Origin of the sequence: Paenarthrobacter sp. NPDC057981 (assembly GCF_042886835.1) — a bacterium.
In the GTDB taxonomy this organism is placed as follows: domain Bacteria; phylum Actinomycetota; class Actinomycetes; order Actinomycetales; family Micrococcaceae; genus Arthrobacter.
The window spans coordinates 112,777-128,280 of record NZ_JBHVQI010000001.1; the positions used below are offsets into that span (position 1 = coordinate 112,777).

Here is a 15,504-nt window from a genome sequence, read left to right on the forward strand (position 1 = left end):
TCATGAGTAACTTAGCGTGCAAGGGCCATGGGGTGGGGTCAGGTTACACATAGATGTGCGAAAGGCCCGCCGCTCGAACGCGTGTTCGTGCGGCGGGCCCTGCAAGGACCGCAAATCCCTGATTACTGTTCTTTAGCTTTCGATTCCTTGGCCGGCAGCGGTTTGGGGTTCAGGCATGCCTCGGTCAGTATCGGGGCGGCGAGGGAAATTTGCCAGTCTCTTGCGCCGAGGGCTCGTAATTCTTCTGAGATGGAGTCCAGCGATACTTCCGCCGGCGGCCGCCAGGCAACTCTCCGGAGGTAGTCCGGGGTGAGGAGGTTCTCCACGGGCAAGTTGAGCTCGTCGGCCTTCGCCTGGAGAGCGGGACGTGCCGTCGCCAGGCGTGCTGCTGCTTCGGGGTCGCGGTCCGCCCACACGCGCGGGGGCGGCGGGGCATTCGTGGGCAGGTGGAGTGGCGGCAGATCCGTCATGGTCCTGGCCGTCGTGATGCATCGCAGCCAGCGTGGAGCTTCGCGCTGGGCGCTCCTCCCATGGAATCCCTTGGTCGCAAGGAGCTGGGGGACGGTGGTGGGCATGGCTTTGGCGGCGGCAACGAGTGCCGAATCGGGGATGAGCCGGCCGGGGGCGACATCGCGCTTGCGGGCCAGCTGGTCGCGTTCCAGCCACAGTTCCCTGACCGCAGCCAGTTGTCGGCGGTCCCGGATCTGGTGGAGGCCCGAGGTCTTCCGCCATGGATCCACCCTCGGTGCCGGAATGCCTGCGGCCAGGATGCCCGCGAACTCCTGTTCGGCGTACTCCAGTTTGCCGTCGGCTTCCAGCAACTCGATGAGTTCCTCGCGCAACTCGGCCAGGACCTCGACGTCGAGCGCGGCGTATCGCAGCCAGGGTTCCGGGAGTGGACGTGTAGACCAGTCAGCGGCGGAGTGTTCTTTGGCGAGACCGAAACCGAGCAGTTGCTCAATGACTGCCGCCAGCCCGACGCGCGGAAGTCCGGCGAGCCTGGCAGCAAGTTCGGTATCGAAAAGTTTGTCCGGCCACATGCCCAGCTCCGACAGGCAGGGCAAGTCCTGGGTTGCGGCATGCAGGATCCATTCGACTCCCCGAAGGGCATCGTTGATGATGTCCAGGTTGTCGAATGGCTCGGGGTCGATCAGCCAGGTTCCGGCGCCTTCCCGCCGGATCTGCACCAGGAAGGCCCGCTGGCCGTAGCGGAATCCGGAAGCCCGCTCCGCGTCTACTCCGGCGGGTCCTGTACCGGCAGCGATGGCGGCGGCGCATCGTTCCAGGCCGGCCATGGTGTCGATGACCAGGGGGACCCCTTCACGTGGGGTGTCGAGGTCGATCACTTCAGGGACGTGGCTGTCGAAGCCGTCTACCTTGATATGGGTGGTGGTATCAGCAGCCGGATCGCCGGCTGTGGTGTTTTCCAGGTTTTCAGGGGTCATGGTGGCTTAAGCTTACCGATTCGTCCCCTTCCGGGACGCTTTTGCGTTCCGGAGTGCAGTCATCGGCGCGTGCTGGGTATTCAATTGAGCCTCCTGTTGGGCAGGCCTGTGACCCCTGGCGGCAGGGGTGGAAGCCCCGCGAAGGTGCAGACCATGTCGGACCAGGCTTCGAGGTGGGATTGCACGTCGGCGCTGGACGGCGTCCACGAAGCGCGGAGTTCAATGTCGATGGTGTCGGGTCGTTCGGCCAGGGTCCCAAAGCTTTCCGAGAGAATCCTGGTAGCTGTTCCGCCTGCTGCCTTGTACGGGGCGGAGCGGTGTTCCAAGGCTTCCACAAGCCAGGTCCAGGCCACGGAGCCAAGCATGGAATCATTACCCATCTCGGCATCCATTTGGGCGCGGATGTAGGTAACGATCCTGAACTCGCCCTCCCACACTGCAGATCCTTCGGGATCGTAGAGGAGGATAAACCGTCCCGTGGCCAGTTCGTCCTCTTCTTCACTGGACGGGCTGTTGCCTTGGCTTTTGGCGAAGGCTTTGGCGGCCGGTCCGTGGACGGGCACCTGGCGGGTGGCGGCGGTCGGGCTGAAGACTCCAGCACCCAGGGCGACCGCATAGGGTGCCAAACGTGCGGGGGCGGGGATTTCATCAAGCCGCAATTCGCTGCGGCACTGTGCTTTTCGAAGCGTTCCCAAGGCAAAGAGAAAGTCTGGGGGAACCTGTGCGAGGGCGTTCACATTGGCAGATTATGTGTCCGGGGCGGTGATCCCGTGAAGGCTCGCCGCCCCGGACAACAGGGGCATCAGCGTTACGCCAGCTCGTGCTTGATTGCCGCGACGAAGGTATCGATGTCCTCTTCGGTGGTGTCGAATGAACACATCCAACGGACTTCGCGCCTGGCAGCGTCCCAATCGTAGAAGGCGAAGGACTTCCTGAGGCGGTCGGCGACACCCTCCGGCAGGATGGCGAAGACGCCGTTTGACTGGGTCGCCTGGGTGGGTTCGACGCCGTCGATCGCTTCAACGGCGCTGCGCAGCCGGGCGGCCATGGCGTTGGCGTGGGCGGCTGAACGCAGCCACAGCCCATCGTCGAGCAAGGCAATGAACTGCGCGGAAATGAAGCGCATCTTGGACGCCAGTTGCATGTTCATTTTGCGGAGGAACTTCAGTCCGTCTGCCGCTTCGGGGTTGAGTGCCACCACTACCTCGCCAAAGAGCAGGCCGTTCTTGGTCCCGCCGAAGGAGAGGATGTCCACGCCGGCGTCCCGCGTGAAAGCGCGCAGGGGTACGTCGAGGTGGGCGGCAGCATTGGCCAGCCGGGCTCCGTCCATGTGGAGCTTCATGCCCTTGGAGTGGGCGTGGTCTGCAATGGCACGTACTTCTTCGGGCGTGTAGCAGGTTCCCAGCTCGGTTGTCTGCGTGATGGAGACGACCAGAGGCTGTGCGCGGTGTTCATCTCCCCAGCCCCACGCTTCGCGGTCAATGAGCCCGGGGGTGAGTTTCCCGTCCTCGGTGGGGACCTGCAGGAGCTTGATCCCGCCGACGCGCTCCGGAGCCCCGTTTTCGTCCATGTTGATATGCGCGGTGGACGCACAGATCACTGCACCCCAGCGGGGCAGGAGCGACTGCAACGCCAGGACGTTGGCGCCGGTGCCGTTGAATACCGGGAAGGATTCAATGCCTTCGCCGAACTGCTGCTCCAGGACGGCCTGCAGCCGGGCCGTGTACACGTCCTCGCCATAGGAGACCTGGTGTCCGCCATTGGCGGCGGCCAAGGCCGCGAGGATCTCCGGGTGGACGCCGGAGTAGTTGTCCGAAGCGAAACCCCGGATCGCGGGGTCGTGCAGCTGGCCGGCCTCGGAAGCCTGGATCCCGCTGGGCATTGCCTCTGTTGTGCTTGTCACTTGTTCGTTCACGCTTTCAAGTCTATTTGGCCAGCAGGATCCGCTGGCCGTTCAGGGTGGAGGCTGGTTGATCGAAAAGGCCGACGACGGCCGCTGCCAGTTCTTCGACGTCGGTATGTCCGGGGAACCGTCGTTCGGGATGGGCGCGTCTCATGGACTCATCCACAAGCGCCTTAACCACCAGGACTACAGCTGCGCTGTGTTGTCCGCTGGGGTCTCCGTCGAGGGATTGGCTTCGACGGAATCCCTCCGCGACCGCCAACGTCCACGCCTCGGCGGCAGCTTTCGCGGCGGCGTAGCTGGCAGCTGCGGCCGTCGGGCTGGCGACGGCGGTCGAGGACACCATGGCGAAACGGCCCTGACGGGAAGCTTCAAGCTGGCCGTAGAAGACCCTTGATACGTTGCGCAGCGTTGTTATGGCACTGCGCTCGAGTGCCTCCCAGTCCGCATCTGTTTGGTCCTCGATGCCTGTAGCCCCACGCCAACCGCCGACGAGGTGGATCACTCCGTCGACGCCCCCAACGCCGTGGTCCGTCATCGTCGTCGCCAGCCCGCGCACGGACTCCAAGCTGCCGAGATCGCACACCAGGGGAGTCACGCCGTCGCCGGCCTCCCGGGCTGCCGCCTCAATCCGGGCCTGGTCTGAACCGACAGTCAGGACACGGTGGCCGGCGGTGGACAAGGCCCGGGCGACAGAGACGCCTGAAGCGCTGCTGCCGCCCGTAACCAGAACTGTCAGTGGGGACATCAGGCCGCCGTGGCGCCCGTGATGCCCGTGGTGGATTCGATGACAGGACGCATCTTCTTCTCCAGGGCTTCGTAGAACATGGACAGGGGGAACTCGTCGTCCAGGACCTGGTCGGTGAGCCCGCGGGGAGCGCCGTCCAGGGGCAGCGCGTCCGGACCCTTGGCCCAGACCGAAGCCGGGTGGGGAGTCACGGTGCTCGAGATCAGCTCGTAGGCAGCCAGCCAGTGCGCGGCCTTGGGACGATCAATGGAACGCCAGTATAGTTCCTCGATTTTGGCGCCGAGTTCAACCACGACGGCGGCGGCATCGTCCCAGTCGATCGCGAGTTTGCTGTCGGTCCAGTGGAGTACGTGGTGCTGGTGCATCCAGGCGAACAGCAGTTGGCCGCCCAGGCCGTCGTAGTTGCGGACCCGGTTGCCCGTGATGGCGAAGCGGAAGATGCGATCGAAGATCACGGCGTACTGGACAAGCTTTGCGTGCTTGCGGGCATCGGGGTCGGCGTTCTCGTCCTTCTCGATGAGGACGGATTCGCGGAAGGCGGTCAGATCGCAGCGCAGTTCCTCCAGGGAGTAGAGGAAGAAGGGCATCCGCTGCTTGATCATGAACGGGTCGAAGGGAAGGTCTCCGCGCATGTGGGTGCGGTCGTGGATCAGGTCCCACATGACGAAGGTACGCTGCGTGAGCTCCTGGTCGTCGATCAGCTGCGCGGCATCCTCGGGCAACTCCAGGGAGGTTGTTTCGGCCGCGGCTTTCAGGACGCGACGGAAGCGGGCAGCCTCACGATCGGCAAAGATGGCACCCCACGTAAACGTTGGAGTCTCCCGAACGGCGACGGTCTCCGGGAAGAGCACGGCGGAGTTGGTGTCGTAGCCGGGGGTGAAATCGATGAACCGGATGGGCACGAAGAGTTTGTTCGAGTAGTCACCGGCTTCGAGTCCGTCGATGAATTCGGGCCAAATGACCTCGATCAACACGGCTTCGACCAGTCGGTTGGTGCTGCCGTTCTGGGTGTACATGGGGAAGACGACCATGTGCTGGAGGCCGTCAATGCGCTGCTTCTGCGGCTGGAATGCCTGAAGGGAGTCGAGGAAGTCCGGCACGCCGAAGCCACCCTCTACCCAACGCTTGAAGTCTTCCACCAAGAGCGAGAGGTACTGGGCGTCGTGCTCGAAAGCGGGCGCCAGGGCCGTGATGGCGTTGGTGATGGTGGCTACCAGGGATGCTGCGTCAGAGTGGGCAGCGGGATCGGCGATGGATCCGTCCTGCTCCTGGTAGCCCTGGAGCGAGGTGGCAGCGGCCTTGAGGGCTACCCACTCGGCGTTGTCAGCGGTGACACGCGGCAGGGTGGCGGTGGCGATGGTGGTCATGGTGCTCGGCCCTTTCCGAAGTTGTTCTTGCTTCTGGGCCGAGCGTAGCAAGCGAAAAGCATCGCTAATTCAAAATCATAGTGAGCATAAGAAACTCTTGCTCATGTGCCCCAAACTTGGACCTTGAGATCCAGTTCGGGGCACACAGGCACCCTAACCCTCGCCGGGGGTCACCAGCCGAAGTGAGATCGAGTTGATGCAGAAGCGCTGGTCAGTGGGCGTGTCATAGCCTTCGCCTTCAAAGACGTGCCCCAAGTGGGAGTCGCAGTTGGCGCACCGAACCTCAATCCGGTCCATGCCCATGGTGCGGTCGTGGAGGTACCTGACAGTACCCTCGGCCAGCGGTGCCCAGAAGGAGGGCCACCCGCAATGGGAATCAAACTTTTCCTTGCTGGTGAACAACTGGCTGCCACAAGCCCGGCATTGGTACACGCCTTCAGTGTGGGTGTCCCAGTACTCGCCTGTGTACGGGCGCTCAGTGCCGGCCTGGCGCAGCACGCGGTATTCGTCGGGGGTCAGCTCCTCGCGCCATTGAGCGTCGCTCTTCTCCACGGGCACAGAAGATGTCTTGCTGATGTTCTCAGGAGTGTTCATGTCTTATGCAACGCTCACGAGTCGCCGATAAATCCCGAACCGGCGTATAGGTGCAGCACCGGGAGCCCCAACTGATCCTGGGCCTTGTTGGCCCAGTCCGTATGGAACGTATCGGCTATTGCGTGTGGGCGGGTAATGACCACGGCCTGTGCCGCATCCACTTCCCGAACCTTCGCCACCAAGCCTGCCACGGCGGCGCCGTCGACGATTTCCCCGGTGACGCCGGCACCCAAGCCATCCAGGGCCGCCAACGAGGTTGCCAACGCCTCGGCGGCTTCCGCCCGCTCCACTGCCGGATCCGGGGATTGCGCGGTCAGTTCCCTGAATGCCTTGGCCACATCCAGCAGCGAAAGGTTCTCCAAAAAGTCCACCAACAGGTGGCGCTCAGTATTGGCAGGGACCAGCAGGTACAACGGTGCGTCTCCGCCGTCGATCAATTTGGCAATGTTCACGCGGTCGTCGGGGCCAAGGGGCTCTTCAGTAAGGATGACTATGGGATCACTCATGGCTACAGCGTAGTCCCGGGGAACCGCCGTCCGCAGGGTTTCCAGGCACGATTCGGCCCGCGATGCGGCACGCGGCACCGCCTGCGCCGGGTCCCGCCGGGTCACGGCAGAATGGAACCATGGCATCGATGACAAGGCCGGCGGCCGACGCTCCCGGGAAAACGCTGACCCCCCGCACCAAATGGGCCATCGCAGGCTTCCTCGCCGGCAGCACGATTGCAGGCCTCGTTGGTGCCGGCTCCTCGGCACTGGCGGTTTACTTCGCCCGTCGGGTCATCACGCCGGCAGCGCGCCATGAGGACCAGGAAGTCCTTGCCGTCATCACAGGAGACACGGGCCTGCAGGTCATCCTTGCCGCCACCCCCGACTCGACCATCGACGGCGTCTTCAGCCTCTTCTTCTCCGGCGGCAAGGGACACGCCCGGATAGGGCGGATCGTGTCCTATTCGCCCGCGGAACAAACCGTCCTCCGGGAAGTGGAGGAGGTCTACAGCGGCGACCTGACCGAAGCCCGGCGGGCTTGGTGGAGTGGCGCGGTTTATCCGGATCCTTCCGCGCTCGGCCTTGCGGCCGAGGACGTTGACATAGATGTCGACGGCGGGAAGGCACCTGCCTGGTTGATCCGCGCCAAGGCATCCGCTCCGGCGCCGACCTGGGCGATCATGGTGCACGGCAGGGGAGCCACGCGGCTTGAAGGGCTTAGGGCCGTCCGCACCGCACGTGACCTGGGGCTGGACAGCTTGCTGATCTCCTACCGCAACGATGGACTGGCGCCCTCTGCCCTGGATGGCCGTTATGGTCTGGGATCGACGGAATGGCGGGACGTGGAGGCCGCGATCGGTTACGCGCTGGACCACGGAGCGCGTGAGGTAGTGCTCTTCGGTTGGTCCATGGGCGGCGCCATCAGCCTCCAGGCGGCGGACCTGTCCAAATACCGGCATGTCATCCGGGCCCTCGTTCTGGACGCCCCGGTGATCAATTGGGTCAATGTCATGGCACACCACGCGGAAATGAACAGGATCCCCTACAACGTGGGCCGCTACGGACAGCTGATGCTGGGCCATCCCTTGGGGCGCAGGCTGACCGGGCTCGCGGCGCCGGTGGACTTCAAGGCCATGGATTGGGAGAGCCGCGCCGTTGAATTGCGCACGCCGACTCTGCTGATCCATAGCGTGGACGACGACTACGTCCCTTTCGGCCCCTCGGCCAGCCTCGCGGAGAAGAACCCTGAGATGGTGACGTTCGAGCCGTTCCACGGTGCACGCCATACCAAGGAATGGAACGTTGATCCGGAGCGCTGGGAACGATTGGTGCGTTCGTGGCTCCAAGGTCAACTCGCGCCACGGAAGAATCCAGGACAATCCGGCGACGCCGTTGCGGAGATGCCTACGGGCTGAGGTCAGCCGCTTCCTGTGCCGATCGGGCCGGTCGTCCCCTTGGTAAGACGGAGCAGGTCTGCCGGGGCAAGCTCGATGTCCAAGCCTCGACGGCCCCCCGATACGAGGATGGTCTCGAAGCCAAGCGCTGACTCGTCCAGGACCGTGGGGGAGGGCTGGCGTTGCCCCAAAGGTGATATGCCGCCCAGCACGTAGCCTGTACGGCGTTCAGCGGCTTGGGGATTTGCCATGGCGGCTTTCTTGGAGCCCAGGGCGGCAGCCGTGGCCTTCAAGTCGAGGTTGCCGGACACCGGAACGATGGCAACGGCTAATTTTCCTTCCACCTCCACCATCAGCGTCTTGAAGACGCGTGCAGGTTCGATGCCGAGCATCTCCGCCGCTTCCAGGCCGTAGCTGGCCGCAGCGGGATCGTGGGCATAGGGGTGCAGGGTGAAGGGAACGCCGGCCGCAGCAAGTGCTGCTGTAGCCGGCGTTCCCTGTGAAGCCATTTTCCGTGCCATACCGTGTGGCAGTACCTTTCAGCGTTCCAAACGGCTCGCGGCCGCAACCTTCCGTTTGATCCGGCCAAGCATGGCTGTCATTCCCCGCATCCGCAGGGGAGTGATGGCCCGGGTCAACCCCAGGAGTTCGGGCATGTCGTCCGGTACAGCAAGAATTTCGCTCGCGGTCAACCCGTCCAGCCCTTCATGGAGAACCCCGGCGAAACCCCGCGTAGTGGGGGCTTCCGGCGGCGCTTTGAAGAAGAGCCGGTAGGCGTGGTCGCCGTCGGCGTTCTTTTCGGACTCAATGGTCAGGAAAAGCGGTGACTGGCACTCGACCACCTGCTCCAGCAGTTCCGGGTGGTCAGTCAAACGCTCCGGAAGATCCGGAAGGCCCCTGGAGAACTCCAAAAGAAGCTGAAGGCGCTCAGGTTCGGTCAACGCCTGGAAGTCGTCAACGATTTCCGCCAAGGCGGTAGGCAAAGTGTTCGTACTCATTACTTCCAGCTTACGCACAAGGCGTTGGTTGCAGCGCTATTAGTTGCGGACGAGTGACGAAGGCACGGAACCCCGCTCGGCGCCCTTGACGATGGGAACGCGGACGGCGTTCCCCCACTCGGTCCAGGAGCCGTCGTAGTTACGTACGGTATCGAAGCCCAGCAGGTACTTCAGTGCGAACCAGGTGTGGCTGGAACGCTCGCCGATGCGGCAGTACGCCACGACGTCGTCGCCCGGGGCCAGGCCTGCTTCGCCCAGGTAGAGGGCCTCGAGCTCTTCGCGGCTGCGGTACGTTCCGTCTTCCGCGGCAGCGCGTGCCCACGGAACGGAGGCGGCTGTCGGAATGTGGCCGCCGCGGAGGGCGCCTTCTTCGGGGTAGGCAGGCATGTGGGTGCGCTGGCCCGTATATTCCTCGGGGGAGCGGACATCGATCAGGGGGTTGCCCAGGTGTGCCAGGACATCCTCCTTGAAAGCCCTGATGGGGGCGTCGTGACGCTCGACCTCCGGGTAATCGCCGGCAGCAGGCTGGGAAACCTCGGTGGTCAGCTCACGGCCCTCCGCGATCCACTTGTCCCGGCCGCCGTCGAGGAGACGGACGTCCTCGTGGCCGAACAACGTGAAGACCCACAGTGCATAGGCGGCCCACCAGTTGGACTTGTCGCCATAGATCACCACGGTGCTGTCGCGGGAGATGCCTTTTGAAGCGGCGAGGGCAGCAAACGCCGCGCCATCGACGTAGTCGCGGGTGACTTCATCGTTCAGGTCGGTGTGCCAGTCGATCTTGACGGCTCCCGGGATGTGCCCGGTCTCGTACAGAAGGACGTCTTCGTCGGACTCGACCAGCACCAACTTGCCGTCGGCTACAGCGCCGTCAGCAAGTGCTGCCGCGAGCCACTCGGTGGAGACGAGTCGATCAGGGTTCGCGTAGGAGGCGAACTTTTCGTTTTGTTCAACGGGGTAGGACATGATGGCCTTTCACTGACAACGGACGGAGCCAGGCCGTTGAAGGTGGTGCACGTGCGGGCCCGGCTTGCCTCAACACTAACCACGGGCCGCACGGATTGCTTCCGGCGTGGTCATACGGTGAAACATGGGCTTCGTCACGTGTCCGTAAGCATGGCGTCCGTTGCCGGTATTCTTGCTGGGGACCCAATGCCGAAGGAACGGACCACCGTGGTAAAGATCGAACAACTGGCTGCCCGCACGCCGGCAGTCTCAGTGGAGGAACTCCTCAAGGGGTTCTACCCGTCTCCCCGATTCGGAGAGGTGTCGTTCGACAGCTATCGGCCGGATCCCTCGCAGCCGAGCCAGGCCAATGCCGTGAAACTGCTCTCAGCATTCGCCGACGGCGTGGGCAATGGTGACAGTGCAGGTCTGTTCAAGAAGCTGTTTGCCAAGAAAGCACCGGCAACAAGGGCCGGAATCTACCTCGATGGCGGCTTCGGCGTGGGCAAAACCCACCTTCTGGCATCCCTGTGGCACAGGTCTCCTGGCCCCAAGGCCTTTGGAACTTTCGTGGAGTACACCAACCTGGTGGGCGCTTTGTCGTTCCGCAAGACCGTTGAAGCGCTCAGCAGCTACAAACTGGTGTGCATCGACGAGTTCGAACTGGATGATCCAGGCGACACCGTCCTGATGTCCCGCCTGATGCGGGAACTCGCCGACGCCGGTGTGAAGCTTGCTGCCACATCCAACACCCTGCCCGGTTCATTGGGCGAAGGCCGCTTCGCCGCCGTTGACTTCCAGCGGGAAATCCAGGTCCTGGCTGACCAGTTCGACGTCGTCAGGATCGACGGCGAGGATTTCCGCCACCGTGGCCTGCCGGCGGCGCCTGCGCCGCTCAAGACCGAAGAACTGAAGCACCGGATGCGGGCCGAGTTCGACGGAAAAACCGTTGCGGTGGACGATTTCCGGACCCTGGTCAACCACCTCGCAGCAGTGCACCCCAGCCGGTACCGCCAACTCATCTCCGGCATCGAAGCCGTGGTATGGAGCGACGTCGAAACCATTACGGAACAGGCCGTCGCACTGCGGTTCGTGGTGTTGGCCGACCGGCTCTATGACAAAGACGTGCCGATTCTGGCCAGTGGTGTTCCCTTCGACAAGCTGTTCACCGAAGAGATGATGACGGGCGGCTACATGAAGAAGTACTTCCGTGCCGTTTCGCGCTTGACGGCGCTGGCCCGCGAGGCACAGAACCACGAGCCTGCCTGAGTCAGGCCCTTGACAAGGGCTCGCGGCTCTTCAACACCCAGCGGATTGCAATCCCGCCCGCCAGCGCCCAGAACGCCGCCCCGATACCGGCGAATGCGATCCCGGAGGCGGCCAGCAGGAACGTGACGCAGGCCGGAATCCGCTCTTCGGCGACGGCAAGTGCGGAGGAGATCGAGGACGCCAGGGTTCCAAGCAGGGCGAGGCCGGCGACTGCTTCCAGAAGTCCCGCGGGCGCTGCCGCGACCACGGTCACGAGGGCTGCTGAAACTGCTGCCAGCAGCAGATAGGCCACGCCAGATACGAAAGCGGCGATCCAACGCCGCTTCTGGTCCTTGCCTGCTTCCTCTCCCGCGGCAAGGGCGGCGCTCAATGCGGCCAGGTTGATGGCGTGTCCTCCGAATGGCGCACCAACGATGGTTCCAGCCCCGGTGACGAGCATTGATGGCCGCCAGGGGGTGGTGTAACCGAAGGATTTCAGTACGGCCACGCCGGGGATGTTCTGCGATGCCATGGTGACGATGAACAAAGGCAGCGCCAAGCCGATCGCGGCTTCCAGGGAGAATGCCGGGGTGGTCCATTCCAGTCGCGGCACGAGGTTCTCTCCGGGGACCTGGATGCCGGAAGACACTATGTGGATCCCAATGACGCCAAGCGCCACCAGCAGCGAGGCGGGAACGGACCAACGCGGGGCGAACTTCATGAGGATGACCCAGCACAGGATCACGGGGGCAACCAACAGAGGTGACGAGCCCAGTGACTTGAAGGGTGCCAGGCACAAGGGGAGCAGGACACCGGCCAGCATGGCCTGCGCCAAGGCGGTTGGGATCTTTGCCATCAACCTTCCCAGCACGGGAAGCAACCCCGTGAGGACAATGAGCACCCCCACGATCAGGAAGGCTCCCACGGCGGCTGGCCAGCCGCCGTCGACCGTTCCCGCGGTGGCCAGCAGCGCGGCGCCGGGGGTGGACCAAGCGAGCGTCACAGGCATTTTGCTGCGCCAGGACAGCCACAGGATGCCGAGGCCAAAAGTGAGGGTCAGTGCCAGCAGACCGCTGGATGCTTGGGCCTGATTGGCACCTACGGCCCGGAGCCCGGCCAATACGACGGCGAATGACGACGTGAATCCCACCAGTGCGGTGACAATACCGGCACTGAGCTGGGGACCCAGCGTCTCTTTGGCGGCTTTGCTCCGGGGGGTCAGTGAAGGGGCGGAAGGCATAGTGTCCAAAGTACCTTGCCTGCACGCAATGCCAATTTTCGTTAAACGCCAAGGGCACCGGTGGCGCCTCTCGGCGGGACCGGTGCCCCCTTGACGTATCTGGTACGGCGGCTCAGGCAGCTACGGCTGCGTAGGCTCACCCTCGGCGGGAGCCTGGTCAGGCTCGCCATCGTTCTTGGCCACGAAATCGGAAGCGGCGTTCTGCACTGCGTCGACCTGACTTGCGAACTTACCGCCAGTCTTTTCGTCAACGAAGTCTCCGGCCTTTTCGATGCCATTCTTAATGGCTTCTTCGTTGCCTTGAATGAGACCCTGAGCCTTGCCCTTCAGGTCGTCAATTAAACCCACGGGCACCTCCCTTCCATCGCGGAGCCAGTTCGCTCCTCCGCGTCCGACCCTAACACCTGTTCCCTGAGGTGCCAAGGCTGCAAACGCAAGCTGTGGATAACTACGCCAATGGTTTGCTGGCCACCTTGTGCCGCGGGCTGTCGGGGTTCATCAGGGAGTGCCTGCGGCCATAGGAGAAATAGATCACCAGGCCAATGACAAGCCAGACTCCGAACCGCAGCCAGGTTTCCCAGTGCAGCTGGAACATCAGGAAAGCCGATGCCAGAACGCCGAAGGCGGGAACCAGCGGCATGAGCGGGAGACGGAAGGTCCGGGGCGCATTGGGTTTGGTGTAGCGGAACACAATCACGGATACACAAACCACGACGAAGGCCGCCAGGATACCGATGTTGGTCAGGTCGGCGACCTCCTTGATGGGGAAGACGCCGGCAAGGAAGGCTGAGGCGATGCCGGCGATCCAGGTGACGCGTTGGGGCGTGCCGTGGCGGTCGGTCTTGGCGAACCAGCCAGGCAGCAGCCCGTCGCGGCTCATGGAGAACCACACCCGGGTGACACCCAGAAGGAACGTCAGCATGACGGTCAGGATGGACAGCACGGCGAACACCGAGATGATGGTGGCAATGACGGGCAGTCCGACACCAGTGAATGCGGAGGCAAAACCGGCAGTCGGGTTGATGTCCTTGTAGTTCTGCATGCCGGTCAACACGAGCGTGGCGGCAACGTAGAGCAACATGGCGATGATCAGCGACAAGATGATGGCCTTGGGCATGTGCTTCTTACCGTCTTTTGCTTCCTCTGCTGCGGTGCTCATGGCGTCATAGCCAAAGACTGCGAAGAAGACGGTCGCGGCGCCGGCGACGACGGGACCGAAACCGCTGGGCATGAACGGGTTGTAATTCTCCGTGTTCACGTAGAAGATGCCAAGCCCGATGATGAACAGGATCAGAATGACCTTGATGGCCACCGCTACCAGTTCGAACCGGCCGAAAGCCTTTGTTCCGCGGCTCAGAATCCACGTGACCAAGAGGCACACGAGAATCGCGGGAAGGTTGATGATGCCGCCCTTGCCCTCGTCGACAGTGGACGTCATCCAGGTGGGCATATGGATGCCGATGCCGGAGAGGAAGGCGTCGAAGTAGCCGGAGATACCGATCGCGACGACGGCCACAATGGCGATGTATTCGAGCAGCAGGTCCCAGCCGATGAACCAGCCGATGATTTCACCCAAGGCGACGTAGCCGTACGTGTACGCCGATCCGGCCCGGGGGATCATTCCGGCAAATTCTGCGTACGACAACGCCGCCGCTCCGGAGGCCAGGCCGGCGATCAGGAAGGAAATGAGGACTGCCGGGCCAACACCCGGGTTGCCTTCGCTGCCGTGGGCTACCAGGCCGGCCAGGGAAAAGATGCCGACGCCGATAATTCCACCGACGCCAATGGCCGTCAGCTGCCAAAGGCCGAGACTCTTGAAGAGTCCGCTGTGTTTGCTTTCTTCTTCGATATCGTCAATGGGCTTGCGCCTCAGGACGGACTTTGAAGCCGTCTGTACATTCATGGGGGTACTCCTGCCGGTGGGCGTGGAACGGTGATGAGCTCGCAGTACATTATGCGAGGGGAATCACATTAGATAAAGCGACTTCTTCTGAGGGGTATCAGTTACTTCTCCTGATGAATTGGGTCGCAGTCGAAAAAAGGCATAAAAAAAGCAGCTCCTGGGAGCTGCTTTTTTTTGGAGCGGACGACGAGATTCGAACTCGCGACATCCACCTTGGCAAGGTGGTGCTCTACCAGCTGAGCTACGTCCGCACATGCTGCCTGCCGGAATCATTCCGACGTTCAACAACAAACAAGTTGCCTTGTTCTGGTGGGCGATACTGGGATCGAACCAGTGACCTCTTCCGTGTCAGGGAAGCGCGCTACCGCTGCGCCAATCGCCCATGCATCCAGCAAAGCTGGAAAACATGGTTTTCACCGAGGTGGGTACGGGATTCGAACCCGTGTATACGGCTTTGCAGGCCGCTGCCTCGCCTCTCGGCCAACCCACCGTGTAAGCAGGATTCCGGGGAATTCTTGCCTTGACAGTGCCTTGCGAGCGGACGACGAGATTCGAACTCGCGACATCCACCTTGGCAAGGTGGTGCTCTACCAGCTGAGCTACGTCCGCAGTGCGGTTCCGACGGGCTGCCCTGACAGGCATTCCGTCGCTTTCCGACGAGTAAAAACTCTATAGGAGGTTCCTGCATTCTCCAAATCGGTTGCCTGGCTTTGCGTCCCGGGACCCCTGGATCCTTGTATTTACGCGGATTCAGGGGAGTTTCACGTCTGTAATTCCACAGATGTAGTTCCCTGGCTTCCCGGTGCCGTTCTTCCGTTTTGCAATCCGGCCGGGGTCCGTTAGTGTTTTCTATGCACCCGGGCGATTGGCGCAGTGGTAGCGCGCTTCGTTCACACCGAAGAGGTCACTGGTTCGAACCCAGTATCGCCCACCACCGGGAACCCCGTTTGGACTGTTTGCAACAGTGCAGGCGGGGTTTTTTCATGCAGTTTGGGCTCTTCCCATGGACTGGAGCCGCTTTCCCCGTCACGAATCCCGGCTGGTATGCACATTTCCTACGTGCGCGAAGAAGAAGAGCAGCCCAGTACCTTGCCGGAATCGTCGTTGCAGTTGGGTGAATTGGCGCGGATGGCCCCGATCCTTGCCGGAAAGTTGGCCCGGCTTGCCCCGGAACAACTGGCAATCATCTTCCCGCCGGAGAATTCTGTCGGCCCCATGTGACACAGTCTTT

General features: G+C 62.8%; 16 protein-coding genes and 5 tRNA genes. 4 read left to right on the forward strand and 17 right to left on the reverse strand.

The window, feature by feature from the left end:
- Positions 1–122: 122 nt before the first annotated feature.
- The 7 genes from ACFVSI_RS00485 to ACFVSI_RS00515 all read right to left on the reverse strand — a co-directional run bounded on the left by ACFVSI_RS00485 (position 123) and on the right by ACFVSI_RS00515 (position 6,563).
- Positions 123–1,445, reverse strand: coding sequence for an HRDC domain-containing protein (locus ACFVSI_RS00485; RefSeq protein WP_387819018.1), 1,323 nt, complete (start codon positions 1,443–1,445; stop codon positions 123–125).
- 80 nt (positions 1,446–1,525) lie between these two features.
- Positions 1,526–2,182 carry a DUF3000 domain-containing protein gene (locus tag ACFVSI_RS00490; protein WP_387819019.1) on the reverse strand — a complete coding sequence of 219 codons (657 nt, stop codon included), beginning with the start codon at positions 2,180–2,182 and terminating at the stop codon, positions 1,526–1,528.
- Positions 2,183–2,253: 71 nt separating this feature from the next.
- Positions 2,254–3,327, reverse strand: coding sequence for a threonine aldolase family protein (locus ACFVSI_RS00495; RefSeq protein WP_387819695.1), 1,074 nt, complete (start codon positions 3,325–3,327; stop codon positions 2,254–2,256).
- A gap of 43 nt (positions 3,328–3,370) precedes the next feature.
- Entirely contained in the window at positions 3,371–4,096 is a 726-nt protein-coding gene (locus ACFVSI_RS00500) for an SDR family NAD(P)-dependent oxidoreductase (protein WP_387819020.1), read from the reverse strand.
- Positions 4,096–5,463 (reverse strand): DUF6421 family protein, encoded by a 1,368-nt coding sequence (locus ACFVSI_RS00505; protein ID WP_387819021.1) that lies wholly within the window; start codon positions 5,461–5,463, stop codon positions 4,096–4,098. Before ACFVSI_RS00505 ends, ACFVSI_RS00500 begins: the two co-directional genes overlap by 1 nt.
- A gap of 153 nt (positions 5,464–5,616) precedes the next feature.
- A complete protein-coding gene (gene msrB / locus ACFVSI_RS00510; RefSeq protein ID WP_387819022.1) occupies positions 5,617–6,057 on the reverse strand; it encodes a peptide-methionine (R)-S-oxide reductase MsrB in 441 nt (146 codons plus the stop codon).
- Between the two features lie 14 nt (positions 6,058–6,071).
- Positions 6,072–6,563, reverse strand: coding sequence for a hypothetical protein (locus ACFVSI_RS00515; protein WP_387819023.1), 492 nt, complete (start codon positions 6,561–6,563; stop codon positions 6,072–6,074).
- A gap of 119 nt (positions 6,564–6,682) precedes the next feature.
- On the opposite strand from ACFVSI_RS00515, the gene ACFVSI_RS00520 reads away from it, so the two are divergent.
- Positions 6,683–7,960 carry an alpha/beta hydrolase family protein gene (locus ACFVSI_RS00520; RefSeq protein ID WP_387819024.1) on the forward strand — a complete coding sequence of 426 codons (1,278 nt, stop codon included), beginning with the start codon at positions 6,683–6,685 and terminating at the stop codon, positions 7,958–7,960.
- A gap of 2 nt (positions 7,961–7,962) precedes the next feature.
- Here ACFVSI_RS00520 and ybaK read toward each other — a convergent pair whose 3' ends face one another.
- Genes ybaK through ACFVSI_RS00535 form a run of 3 tightly spaced genes read right to left on the reverse strand, consistent with a single transcriptional unit; the run spans position 7,963 to position 9,903 of the window.
- The gene (gene ybaK / locus ACFVSI_RS00525; protein ID WP_387819025.1) at positions 7,963–8,460 is read right to left on the reverse strand and encodes a Cys-tRNA(Pro) deacylase; all 498 of its coding nucleotides are present in this window, start codon (positions 8,458–8,460) and stop codon (positions 7,963–7,965) included.
- Positions 8,461–8,478: 18 nt separating this feature from the next.
- A complete protein-coding gene (locus tag ACFVSI_RS00530) occupies positions 8,479–8,937 on the reverse strand; it encodes a SufE family protein (protein ID WP_387819026.1) in 459 nt (152 codons plus the stop codon).
- Positions 8,938–8,976: 39 nt separating this feature from the next.
- A complete protein-coding gene (locus ACFVSI_RS00535; protein ID WP_387819027.1) occupies positions 8,977–9,903 on the reverse strand; it encodes a sulfurtransferase in 927 nt (308 codons plus the stop codon).
- 207 nt (positions 9,904–10,110) lie between these two features.
- Between ACFVSI_RS00535 and zapE the strand changes: the two genes are divergently transcribed.
- The gene (gene zapE, locus ACFVSI_RS00540; RefSeq protein ID WP_387819696.1) at positions 10,111–11,151 is read left to right on the forward strand and encodes a cell division protein ZapE; all 1,041 of its coding nucleotides are present in this window, start codon (positions 10,111–10,113) and stop codon (positions 11,149–11,151) included.
- A gap of 1 nt (position 11,152) precedes the next feature.
- Here zapE and ACFVSI_RS00545 read toward each other — a convergent pair whose 3' ends face one another.
- From ACFVSI_RS00545 to ACFVSI_RS00575, 7 genes are all read right to left on the reverse strand, one after another.
- A complete protein-coding gene (locus ACFVSI_RS00545; RefSeq protein ID WP_387819028.1) occupies positions 11,153–12,370 on the reverse strand; it encodes a benzoate/H(+) symporter BenE family transporter in 1,218 nt (405 codons plus the stop codon).
- A 120-nt stretch (positions 12,371–12,490) separates the two neighbouring features.
- On the reverse strand, positions 12,491–12,724 hold the full coding sequence (locus ACFVSI_RS00550) for an antitoxin (protein ID WP_387819029.1): 234 nt from the start codon (positions 12,722–12,724) through the stop codon (positions 12,491–12,493).
- Between the two features lie 94 nt (positions 12,725–12,818).
- A complete protein-coding gene (locus ACFVSI_RS00555; protein WP_387819030.1) occupies positions 12,819–14,273 on the reverse strand; it encodes an amino acid permease in 1,455 nt (484 codons plus the stop codon).
- Between the two features lie 175 nt (positions 14,274–14,448).
- A tRNA-Gly gene (locus tag ACFVSI_RS00560) sits at positions 14,449–14,524 on the reverse strand.
- 56 nt (positions 14,525–14,580) lie between these two features.
- Positions 14,581–14,655, reverse strand: a tRNA-Val gene (locus tag ACFVSI_RS00565).
- Between the two features lie 37 nt (positions 14,656–14,692).
- A tRNA-Cys gene (locus ACFVSI_RS00570) sits at positions 14,693–14,763 on the reverse strand.
- Between the two features lie 46 nt (positions 14,764–14,809).
- Positions 14,810–14,882 (reverse strand) — tRNA-Gly (locus ACFVSI_RS00575).
- 250 nt (positions 14,883–15,132) lie between these two features.
- Here ACFVSI_RS00575 and ACFVSI_RS00580 point away from each other — a divergent pair.
- Both ACFVSI_RS00580 and ACFVSI_RS00585 read left to right on the forward strand, forming a co-directional pair.
- Positions 15,133–15,207 (forward strand) — tRNA-Val (locus ACFVSI_RS00580).
- 110 nt (positions 15,208–15,317) lie between these two features.
- Positions 15,318–15,494, forward strand: coding sequence for a hypothetical protein (locus ACFVSI_RS00585; RefSeq protein ID WP_387819031.1), 177 nt, complete (start codon positions 15,318–15,320; stop codon positions 15,492–15,494).
- The last annotated feature ends 10 nt before the right edge of the window (positions 15,495–15,504 follow it).

What these genes read in the sequence shown, in the direction of transcription:
- ACFVSI_RS00495 (WP_387819695.1), bottom strand. Translation starts at nt 3,327, where the DNA reads ATGCCCAGCGGGATCCAGGCTTCCGAGGCCGGCCAGCTGCACGACCCC.
- ACFVSI_RS00585 (WP_387819031.1), top strand. Translation starts at nt 15,318, where the DNA reads ATGCACATTTCCTACGTGCGCGAAGAAGAAGAGCAGCCCAGTACCTTG.
- ACFVSI_RS00515 (WP_387819023.1), bottom strand. Translation starts at nt 6,563, where the DNA reads ATGAGTGATCCCATAGTCATCCTTACTGAAGAGCCCCTTGGCCCCGAC.
- ACFVSI_RS00500 (WP_387819020.1), bottom strand. Translation starts at nt 4,096, where the DNA reads ATGTCCCCACTGACAGTTCTGGTTACGGGCGGCAGCAGCGCTTCAGGC.
- ACFVSI_RS00535 (WP_387819027.1), bottom strand. Translation starts at nt 9,903, where the DNA reads ATGTCCTACCCCGTTGAACAAAACGAAAAGTTCGCCTCCTACGCGAAC.
- ACFVSI_RS00485 (WP_387819018.1), bottom strand. Translation starts at nt 1,445, where the DNA reads ATGACCCCTGAAAACCTGGAAAACACCACAGCCGGCGATCCGGCTGCT.
- ACFVSI_RS00555 (WP_387819030.1), bottom strand. Translation starts at nt 14,273, where the DNA reads ATGAATGTACAGACGGCTTCAAAGTCCGTCCTGAGGCGCAAGCCCATT.
- ACFVSI_RS00545 (WP_387819028.1), bottom strand. Translation starts at nt 12,370, where the DNA reads ATGCCTTCCGCCCCTTCACTGACCCCCCGGAGCAAAGCCGCCAAAGAG.
- ACFVSI_RS00505 (WP_387819021.1), bottom strand. Translation starts at nt 5,463, where the DNA reads ATGACCACCATCGCCACCGCCACCCTGCCGCGTGTCACCGCTGACAAC.
- ACFVSI_RS00520 (WP_387819024.1), top strand. Translation starts at nt 6,683, where the DNA reads ATGGCATCGATGACAAGGCCGGCGGCCGACGCTCCCGGGAAAACGCTG.
- ybaK (WP_387819025.1), bottom strand. Translation starts at nt 8,460, where the DNA reads ATGGCACGGAAAATGGCTTCACAGGGAACGCCGGCTACAGCAGCACTT.
- msrB (WP_387819022.1), bottom strand. Translation starts at nt 6,057, where the DNA reads ATGAACACTCCTGAGAACATCAGCAAGACATCTTCTGTGCCCGTGGAG.
- ACFVSI_RS00530 (WP_387819026.1), bottom strand. Translation starts at nt 8,937, where the DNA reads ATGAGTACGAACACTTTGCCTACCGCCTTGGCGGAAATCGTTGACGAC.